General features: G+C 54.6%; 5 protein-coding genes. 4 read left to right on the forward strand and 1 reads right to left on the reverse strand.

The window, feature by feature from the left end; genetic code table 11:
* The first annotated feature begins 1 nt into the window (after nt 1).
* The 3 genes from K1558_RS26755 to K1558_RS26765 all read left to right on the forward strand — a co-directional run bounded on the left by K1558_RS26755 (nt 2) and on the right by K1558_RS26765 (nt 4,111).
* Nucleotides 2-2,275, forward strand: a complete 2,274-nt coding sequence (locus K1558_RS26755) for a glycoside hydrolase family 65 protein (RefSeq protein WP_238655018.1) — start codon at nt 2-4, stop codon at nt 2,273-2,275.
* A gap of 46 nt (nt 2,276-2,321) precedes the next feature.
* On the forward strand, nt 2,322-2,999 hold the full coding sequence (gene pgmB / locus K1558_RS26760; protein WP_238655019.1) for a beta-phosphoglucomutase: 678 nt from the start codon (nt 2,322-2,324) through the stop codon (nt 2,997-2,999).
* A 200-nt stretch (nt 3,000-3,199) separates the two neighbouring features.
* Nucleotides 3,200-4,111 carry a glycerophosphodiester phosphodiesterase family protein gene (locus K1558_RS26765; RefSeq protein ID WP_238655020.1) on the forward strand — a complete coding sequence of 304 codons (912 nt, stop codon included), beginning with the start codon at nt 3,200-3,202 and terminating at the stop codon, nt 4,109-4,111.
* Between the two features lie 118 nt (nt 4,112-4,229).
* On the opposite strand, the gene K1558_RS26770 is transcribed toward K1558_RS26765, so the two are convergent.
* Nucleotides 4,230-5,405 (reverse strand): serine hydrolase domain-containing protein, encoded by a 1,176-nt coding sequence (locus K1558_RS26770; protein ID WP_238655021.1) that lies wholly within the window; start codon nt 5,403-5,405, stop codon nt 4,230-4,232.
* Nucleotides 5,406-5,581: 176 nt separating this feature from the next.
* Between K1558_RS26770 and K1558_RS26775 the strand changes: the two genes are divergently transcribed.
* A complete protein-coding gene (locus K1558_RS26775) occupies nt 5,582-9,124 on the forward strand; it encodes a glycosyl hydrolase 53 family protein (protein ID WP_238655022.1) in 3,543 nt (1,180 codons plus the stop codon).
* Nucleotides 9,125-9,647: the final 523 nt, after the last annotated feature.

Below are 9,647 nucleotides of genomic sequence, written 5' to 3' on the forward strand. Positions count from 1 at the left end.
CATGTCTTGGACTATTCAATCCAACCAGTCAGATGATCCGGCTTTGTTTCAAGAGGAGAGCCTTTATTTCACCGGAAACGGTTATTTGGGGGTACGCGGCAACCTTGAGGAAGACGAACCCTCCGCTGCGGCATCCGGCACGATCCGCGGCACCTATTTGAATGCGTTTCACGATATTACGGATATTGCCTACGGGGAGAAGCTGAATGCGTTTCCCGAAACCCAGCAGAAGCTTGTTAATATAATGGATGCGCAGACTGTGCTTATAGATCTCGGTGAAGGAGAGGAGAAGGAGCGTTTCTCCTTGCAGGAAGGCGAAATCGTGGAGTACCGGCGCACGCTGTATATGGATAAAGGCTACAGCGAGCGTTATATTCATTGGCGCTCCCCGCAGGGCAAGGAGCTTAAGCTGATCTTCAGACGGCTTGTCTCCTTCCGGCGGAAGGAATTATTTATCCAGGAAATCTCACTGGAGCCGGTTAACTTTAAGGGCAATGTAACGGTCACCTCCTTGCTTCGCGGGGATGTCGAGAACTTCACAGACCCCAATGATCCGCGGGTCGGCTCCGGCCATGCCAAGCTTTTGCAGGTTAGAGCAGCAGAGGCAGAAGGGGAGCTGGCGGGGATGGAGGCTGAAACGCTGCGTTCCGGGCTCAAGACCGCCTGTGTCTCTACCTGCCAGGTTAATCTGGAGCACCGCTCGGAAATGTCCCGCTGGGATGAGTGTGTCAAGCAGGTAATCCGCTTCAGCCTGCTGGAGAAGGCGGTCATTACGAAGCTGAATGTGTTCACGGATACATTGCGGCACGGCGAAGCGCCTTTGCAGGTGGCTTATGAGGTAAGCCGCGTGCTAAACGGATTGTCCTTCGGGGAAGCAGCCGAAGAGCAGCGGGAATATCTGGAGGACTTCTGGCGTCACGCCGATATTCAGATCGGAGGCGACCAGGCCCTTCAGGAGGGCATCCGCTTCAACCTGTTCCATCTGCTGCAATCGGCAGGCCGCGACCGCTATTCCAATATCGCCGCCAAAGGCCTCTCCGGTGAAGGCTACGAGGGGCATTATTTCTGGGATACAGAAATTTATATGCTGCCTGTCTTCCTGATGACCCAGCCGGAGATTGCCAGGTCGCTGCTGCTGTACCGGTATTCGCTGCTGGACAGCGCGCGGATGCGCGCCCGGGAGATGGGACATGCTCAAGGGGCCTTGTTTCCGTGGCGGACGATTTCAGGCGGTGAATGCTCCTCCTACTTCCCGGCAGGAACCGCGCAATATCATATCAGTGCAGACATCGCCTACAGCTTTGTGCAGTATTATATGGTCACTGGGGATTACGAATTCGTCGAACAGTATGGAGCAGAGCTGCTGGCGGAGACCGCACGGCTATGGATCGATGTTGGTCACTACCATGATGGGAAGTTCAAGATTGATGCTGTAACCGGACCTGACGAATATACAGCCATTGTGAATAATAACTACTATACGAATGTGATGGCTAAATATAATCTCAACTGGGCCGCCCGGGTGATGGCCGAGCTGAAGGAGCGTTCACCTGAGGTGCTGAACAGGCTAATCTCGAAGCTGGGGATTACCGAAGAGGAGACAGACGAATGGCTGCAAGCTGCTGATAAAATGTATTTGCCGTATGATCCTGAGCTGGGCATTACTCCCCAGGACGATACCTTCCTGCACAAGCAGGTATGGGATTTGCAGGGGACACCGGCGTATCAATTTCCGCTGCTGCTGCATTACCACCCGCTGACATTGTACCGTTACCAGGTGTGCAAACAGGCGGATGCGGTGCTCGCTCACTTCCTGCTCGAAGACGAACAGGACGAAGCGGTCATCCGGGCTTCCTATCATTATTATGAGGGGATCACTACACACGACTCCTCCTTGTCCTCCTGTGTCTTCAGTATTATGGCCTCCAAGCTCGGAGAAGTGGACAAGGCGTATGATTATTTCATTGAAACAGCGCGAATGGACCTGGACAACACCCATGGCAATACCAAGGACGGTCTCCATATGGCGAACATGGGCGGAACCTGGATGGCGATCGTCTTCGGCTTTGCCGGACTGCGCATTAAGGACAGCGGGCTGTCACTGGCGCCGGTTCTGCCGAAGCAATGGGATTCGTATGCATTCACCATCATGTACCGGAACAGACAGCTGTCCGTCACTGTTGACCGGAAGGGGACTAACGTCCAGCTGCTGGCCGGCAGTGAACTGAAAATTCGTATATCCGGCGAGGAAGTTCATTTAACTGCCGCCGGATGAAGGCCGCTGACCCGCGGCAGGGATGAAGGAAGGAGGAGCAGCAGGAATGGCTGATACCAGAATAGAGGCGGTTGTATTTGACCTGGACGGCGTCATTACCGATACAGCCCGGTTTCATTACGAGGCATGGAAGCAGCTGGCCGGGCGCATAGGCATCCAGATTGACGAAGCGTTCAATGAACGGCTGAAGGGCGTCAGCCGGATGGATTCCCTAGAGGAGATTCTACGTGAAGGAGGCCGGCAGGACCGCTATTCCCTGGAAGAGAAGGAGCAGCTTGCCTCTGAGAAAAACGAGCATTACTGCCGGCTGCTGACACAGCTTACACCGGAGGATGTGCTGCCGGGCATCCCGGAGTTCATGGCCTCGATTAAGGCTGCCGGGATTCCGGTCGGGCTGGCTTCGGTTTCCCGAAATGCCGGAACCGTGCTGCAATCTCTGCAGCTGGGGCCAGTGTTTGATTATATTGCAGACGCGGCGCTGATCAGGCATTCCAAGCCGGACCCGGAAATCTTCCTGACAGCTTGCTCCGGTCTCGGGGCCGACCCCCGCTATTCAATTGGAGTTGAAGATGCGCCGGCCGGTATCCAGGCGATCAAAGCAAGCGGGATGTTCGCGGTCGGTGTGGGGAAGGAGCTGCATGGGGCTGATTATCTGGTCCAGTCTACAGACCGGCTGAGCTGGGAGGAGATCCGGGATTGCTTTTTCCGCAGCCTGCTGCTGTAATATCAAGTAAACAAACCAGACCTTACGGGGTCTGGTTTGTTTGTGTTGCAGCGGGATGTGGAATAATGGATTGTACACGTTAAATATGTCTGTTACGATAGATAGGCTTTATGATGGAGGTCCAAGCATTCTCTGGAGTCACGGCTATTTCATTCTGAATAGAGTATTATATATAATCACACACAAATGGGGACAGCAGCATGATGAGAATATTCAGACATAAGGGTTATTTTATCGGAGTGCATATTGTGATGTGTATATTCCTGCTCTCCACACTGTATGCGTATTCTCCGGCGATCCGGGTCAAGGTGAAGGAGATCATCGAGCCCGCGGACAAGGTCTATACGATTGCCCATCGCGGCGCATCCGGTTATGCGCCTGAGAACACGCTTCCTGCCTTCGAGCTGGCTGTACAAATGAAGGCCGATTCCATCGAACTGGATGTTCACTTAACGAAGGACCAGATCCCGGTCGTGATTCATGATGAGACGGTGAACCGTACCACGGACGGCAAAGGCTACGTCAAGAACAAGACGCTGGAGCAGCTCAGGCAGCTCGATGCCGGTTCATGGTTCAATCAGGCCTACCCGATGTTCGCCAGAGACCTGTACAAAGGGCTTACCATTCCTACCCTGGATGAAGTCTTCGACAAGTTCGGCAGTGACATTAACTACGTGATCGAAATCAAGGAGCCAGTTACGGATTATAATATAGAAGCGATTCTGAACGAAACCATTAAGACTCATCGCCTGGAGAAGGTAGTCGCTATTCACTCCTTCAGCGCGGCCAGCCTGAAACGGTTCCATGCCATGAGCCCGGATATTCCATTGTATCAGCTGGTCTGGAATGATTATGCCGCCACCAGAGTCACCCAGTCTTACCTGGATAACGTCAAGACCTATGCCGCCGGAATCAGCCCGAACTTCCAGGGGATCAGCGCCGCTTATGTGGCCCAGGTCAAGCGGGCGGGGCTGAAGATCATCCCCTATACGGTCAATTACCAGCTCAATATGGATAAAGCCTATTCCTGGGGCGTGGACGGCGTGCATACCAATTATCCCGACCGCTTCCTTGAGGTTATCGCCACGAACCGGGAGAATGCCCGGTGGTAACCCGTATAAGCAGCAACATAAGGGTCCAGTGCCTGTCCGTTCCCGGATCAGCGTTGGACCCTTATTGTGTTAACTATAACGAAGAGCAACGATTGAATGCCGTCTTACAAGTACAAGCTTACAGACTGCTGAAAATAATATTGCGCAGCTTACGTGTAACCGGCATCGTGCCCGCATCCTTCTTCTGGATCATGAACAGGATGGTCAGACGTTCCTGTGGACAATTGGCAAAATAAGCCCCCAGCCAGCCATCCCAGCCGTATTCGCCCTGGCCGCCAAGTCCGCCCGCCTGACCGGGATCAGTCATGACGCGCATCTGGTTGCCGTAGCTGTAGCCCTGGAGCGAATGCCAGGGGTTGAAGCCCTGCTGCTGCCAGGCGGTTAAGCGGGCGGAGGTCATATATTGAACCGTGCGCGGCCGCAGCACTTGAATACCATTCAAGCTGCCCTGATTCATCAGCATCGTGGTGAATCTGGCGGCATCCTCAATGGTGGAGACCAGCCCGGCTCCGCCAGACTCGAAGGCCGGTGCCTTATTCATCTGGTGGTCAACGCCCAGGTGATTCTCCGCATACGGCTTTAAGCCGCCCTCGCCGTCATCCTGGTAGACACGGGCCAGGCGCTGTCTTTGGTCCTCCGGCAGCCAGAAGCCGGTATCCTTCATCTGCAGCGGGCCGAAGATCTCCTGCTGGAGGAATTCCCCGTAGCTCAAGCCGCTGACCACCTCCACCACCGCGCCGAGCACATCTGCGGAAGTGCCATACTGCCAGGAGGCTCCCGGGTCGAAGGACAATGGGCCTTCTCCCAGCTTGTTCGCGAATTCCAAGGTACTCATCGGGTTGTCCCCTTGCAGGCGGCTGTCCAGCGCGCGGAATAGTGCCTCTGTATGCTCCCCGGCTTTATCCGTTCCTCCGTACACCAGCCCTGAGGTCATGTTCAACAGGTCGTGAAGCACCATCTCCCGTGTGACCGGAACCAGCTCGCCGTGCTTCTCCACCTTCTGATCCTTGAATCCCGGTATATAGCGGCTGACCGGATCGAACAGATCAATCTCCCCGCGCTCCAGCAGCAGCATCACGGCCGCAGCGGTAACCGGCTTCGTCATCGAGTACAGGCGGAAGGCCGTATCTCTGGACATCCGGCGTCCGGCTTCTACATCGGCATACCCGTCCTCGTGATAGAAAACCTCATTCCCGTCCTTGATCAGCATGAGGTTCGCACCGGCAATTTCCCGTTTGCCGATGCTTGCGCTCAGCGTCTCCTTTAAGCGTTGTGCAGTTATCGAATCCAGCATCTCATACGTCTCCTTTGTCAGGGTCTCTCCCGGAGCCCTGGACGAATTACGTTTCCCATAGAGAATATTATACATTTTAATTGAATAAGTATAGGTTTTCGTTGTTTCGCTTAATTCAATCTGCCCTTGAAGGTCATCTATACTAACGAGGAGACTATAAATAGGGAGGGATTATTTTGAAACAGAGAACTAGATGGCTTGCGGTGGTTCTTACTTTTACACTGCTAATTATGCCGCTAACCGCGCTTGGATTACCAGCGAAGGCAGAAGCAGCTCCTATACCGCAATCCTTCGCTAAGGGCGCTGACGTCAGTTGGCTGCCGCAGATGGAAGCTGAGGGCCATAAATTCTATAACGATCAGGGAGAGGAAGAGGATCTGCTCCAGATCCTGAAAGACCACGGAATTGATTCGATACGCCTCCGGGCCTTCGTCGATCCGTCCGATGATCCGGTTAACGGTCATAACAGCACGGAAGAGATGGTTACACTGGCTTCCCGTGTAAGCGCTCTCGGATTCAGAGTGATGGTCGATCTGCACTACAGTGATTCCTGGGCTGACCCCGGGAAGCAGGTCACTCCGGCAGCCTGGGAGAGTGATAATCTGGAGCAACTGAAGGCGCATGTCTCGGAGTATACCACCGAGGTGATGCAGGCGCTTAAGACTGCGGGGGTAACCCCGGAGTGGGTGCAGATCGGTAATGAGATCAATAACGGGATGATGCATCCGCTGGGCAGTTATAGCAATACGGCGAATCTGGTGGAATTGATCCAGGCCGGATCACATGCGGCTAAGGCGGTTTTTCCAGAGACCAAAATCATCATCCACAGAGCCAACGGGGCTGACACCGGGGTAGATCCGTTCTATGCCGGTCTGGTCGAAGCCGGGCTGAAGGACAGTGATTATGACATCATTGGGTTATCCTATTACCCGGATTCAATTTTCACCTCTTCGATTAATGAACTAACTTCCAACATGAACCTTCTGGCTGAGAAATACGGTAAAGAGGTCATGGTCGTCGAGGTTGGCGGCGATGTAAGCAAGAACGTGGATAATGTATACAACATGCTGGTGGCTGTGCAGAATGGTGTGAAGGCTGTACCTGGCGGCCAGGGGACAGGTGTGTTCTATTGGGCACCCGAGGGCGTCTATTTCGGCTATGGGCTGTCAGCATGGAATCCGGACGGAACGCCATCCTTCGCGATGGATGCTTTCATTGACGGTGCTTCGGCCATCAACAGGGTACCGGTTCAGTCGGTAAAAGTGGAGAAGCAGGCCGCGATCCTTGAAGTCGGCGGAACCGGCAGCGTGAAGGCAACGATCAGCCCGGGGAATGCCACCTATAAGGGGCTTACCTTCACCAGCTCCAACCCGGACATTGTCAAAGTAGATAAATATAAAGGAACGATCTCCGGCCTTGCCGCCGGGACCTCTACAGTCACAGCGGTTACGTATGACGGCGGATTTACAGATTCAACGGAGATTACCGTCTCGCCAAGTACAAGCTTCATTCAGAATCCGGGCTTCGAGGACGGGCTGAACGGCTGGACCGTCAGCGGTGATAGCGCGGCAGTCAATGTGGAGTCGGATGCGCATTCCGGTTCGGCGGCACTGCATTACTGGAGCTCAGACGCTGCGGAATTCGAAATCTCCCAGACGGTTACCGGACTGGAGAATGGTACCTATCAGTTATCCGCTTGGGTCTCTGGCGGTGGCGGGGAGGAGATGGCTGAGATTTTTGCGGGCGATCAGAAGCAGCCGTTCGTCAACACAGGCTGGCAGCAATGGAGCAATCCAACGATCGATGCCATTGAGGTTACCGATGGAACTTTGACCATAGGCGCCAGGCTGAAATATGCGGGCGACAAATGGGGGAATATCGATGATTTCAAGCTGGTCAAAAAAGCCGGTGCGGTCAGCACAGATAATCTCACCGTGAACGGCGCGAAGTCCGACTGGTATCTCAGTGGTACTAAGCCCACTACCTTCGGAGACAGTAAAGCTTCAGGCGGCTTCGATTACGGAGACGACAAGCCGATCGATTTCACGCTTACTCATGAAGTAACCGGACTGGAGCCCGGAACCTATACTCTCCAGGCCAAAATCTTCGGGGACAAGGGCGAGCCATCCCCCGGTTCGGTCATGTATGTACTCTCTGAGGGACAAACGTATTCTGTGCCGGTTACGTACTCCGGCAGCGCATGGCTGAAGCCGCGGACGCTGACGCTAAAGCATGTACACATAGGGGAGGACGGCAAGGCTTCGCTGGGCTTCAAAATCATCACGGACTCGGATAATCACTATGGGTATCTGCAGGAGGTGACCTTCGTACCAAGCAGCACGACTCCGCCTGAGGTTCCTGGTGAGCCGAGTGAGCCAGGGGAGCCAAGTCAACCTGGTGAACCGAGTGAGCCAAGTGAACCGAGTGAGCCAAGTGAACCTGTAACGCCTCCGGTAACGGAGCCGGTGACCAACCCGGAAGAGCATCCGGTGCCAAGTCCAGCGGCGAGTCCTTCGCCAAGTCCGGAAACTGTGCCGGGCACAAACTCCGGTTCAGGCTGGACAGCTCCGCAGGCGACAGCCAAAGCGTCAGCTGCACCTGCACCGCAAGCCTCGCCGCAGCCTGAGGTTCTGACTGTAACCGAGCCGAAGGTGAACGCCCAGAGTCAGATCGTGATTTCACTGGCTGAGGGGCAGCAGGAGGTAAGAATTCCCGCGGACGCTGCGGCGCTTAAGGGAATTGCTGCTTTGAAGATGGAAGGCAAGATGGTGGCAGTAGAACTTCCGGGTAAGGTGGTTGAGCAGCTTCAAGCCTTGACCGGACAGCAGCAGAAAGGCTCGATGATCTCTATCGCGCTTGAGCCATGGTCCACAGAGCAAAAAACAGCTTGGACCCTTCAGGCCAATGCGAAGAGTGAGGCTGAGCTTAGAATAGCCGGAGAAATGTTCAATTTCAGTCTATCTGTTCTGAATCAGCAGGGCGTTAAGACTCCGCTGCTTTCCTTCGCGGAGCCTGTTACGCTTCGGCTGAAGCTTCAAGAGAACGGGAATCCGAAGCTGGCTGGTGTATACGCGGTCGCGGACGATGGAACGGCTGAATATGCGGGCGGCACCCGGAAACAAGCCTGGATAGCTATTCAGGCGCCGCAATCCGGCAAGTATGCTGTGCTGGAGTATGATAAGACGTTTGCGGATGTGAGCCAGGAGGACTGGGCCTATGGGGCAGTTCGTGAATTGGCAGCGAAGCATATTATCTCAGGCAACGGCGGGAACAGCTTCGCACCTAAGCGGGAAGTGACCCGCGCTGAGTTCGTTGCGATGCTTGTACGCACCCTTGGGCTGAAGGCGGAAGGCAAGAGTTCATTCGCTGACGTTAACAGCACTAAGTGGTATGCGGGTGATGTGGCCGCCGCTTATGCAGCGGGAATCGTGAAGGGAGATGTTGCCGGCAGTTTCGCGCCGGAAGCGCATGTTACACGGCAAGAGATGGCGGCACTGCTTGTGCGGGCCTACGAGCTGCGTGCAGGAAGCCAGGCTCCGGCAGGTACACTCGCCGCTTATAGCGATGCCGGGTCCATCAGCGGCTGGGCGAAGCAAGCCGTAGGGGCGGCCAGTTCACTGGGCTTCCTAACGGGCAGCCCGGACGGGACCTTCAAGCCCCAGGCTTATGCAACGCGCGCAGAGAGTGCGAAGGTGCTGGCCGTGCTGATGAATCAGTGAGCCGAAGAGTAACGGAATAAGTAACAACAGAGTAGAGTAGAGCAGAGCAGCGATCCCCTGATAATGGGGGCGCTGCTCTTTTTACTGGCATGGGATCGTGTGGTCACGAAGGAGCTGCCAAGTGTATGCGAATAACCGAACACATTCGGGCGCGGGAAGGCGCATGAGCTCAATGTATGTTGAAAACACGCGTGGGGCGAATGTATGCGGAAAACAGCATACAATGGACTCGCGAAAGGCGTGCGGACCAAATGTAATCGAAAAACCGATCACATTTTGCTGGCAAGGGGCGCGTGGACAAAATGTAATCGAAAAACCGATTATATTTTGCTGGCGAAGGGTGCGTGGACCAAATATAATCGAAAAACCGATTACATTTTGCTGGCGAAGGGTGCGTGGACCAAATATAATCGAAAAACCGATTACATTTTGCTGGCGAGGGGGGCGTGGACCAAATGCGGTGCGACCCCCTTATCCCGGAGTCCTCCGTATACAATCGGTACTTGCCGTAACCTTGCTCTTT

Source organism: Paenibacillus piscarius, from assembly GCF_022234545.1.
Classification (GTDB): Bacteria; Bacillota; Bacilli; order Paenibacillales; family Paenibacillaceae; genus Paenibacillus_AQ; species Paenibacillus_AQ piscarius.

Coding starts and splice junctions, on each gene's coding strand:
- K1558_RS26755 (WP_238655018.1), top strand. CDS start 2: ATGTCTTGGACTATTCAATCCAACCAGTCAGATGATCCGGCTTTGTTT.
- K1558_RS26770 (WP_238655021.1), bottom strand. CDS start 5,405: ATGCTGGATTCGATAACTGCACAACGCTTAAAGGAGACGCTGAGCGCA.
- pgmB (WP_238655019.1), top strand. CDS start 2,322: ATGGCTGATACCAGAATAGAGGCGGTTGTATTTGACCTGGACGGCGTC.
- K1558_RS26765 (WP_238655020.1), top strand. CDS start 3,200: ATGATGAGAATATTCAGACATAAGGGTTATTTTATCGGAGTGCATATT.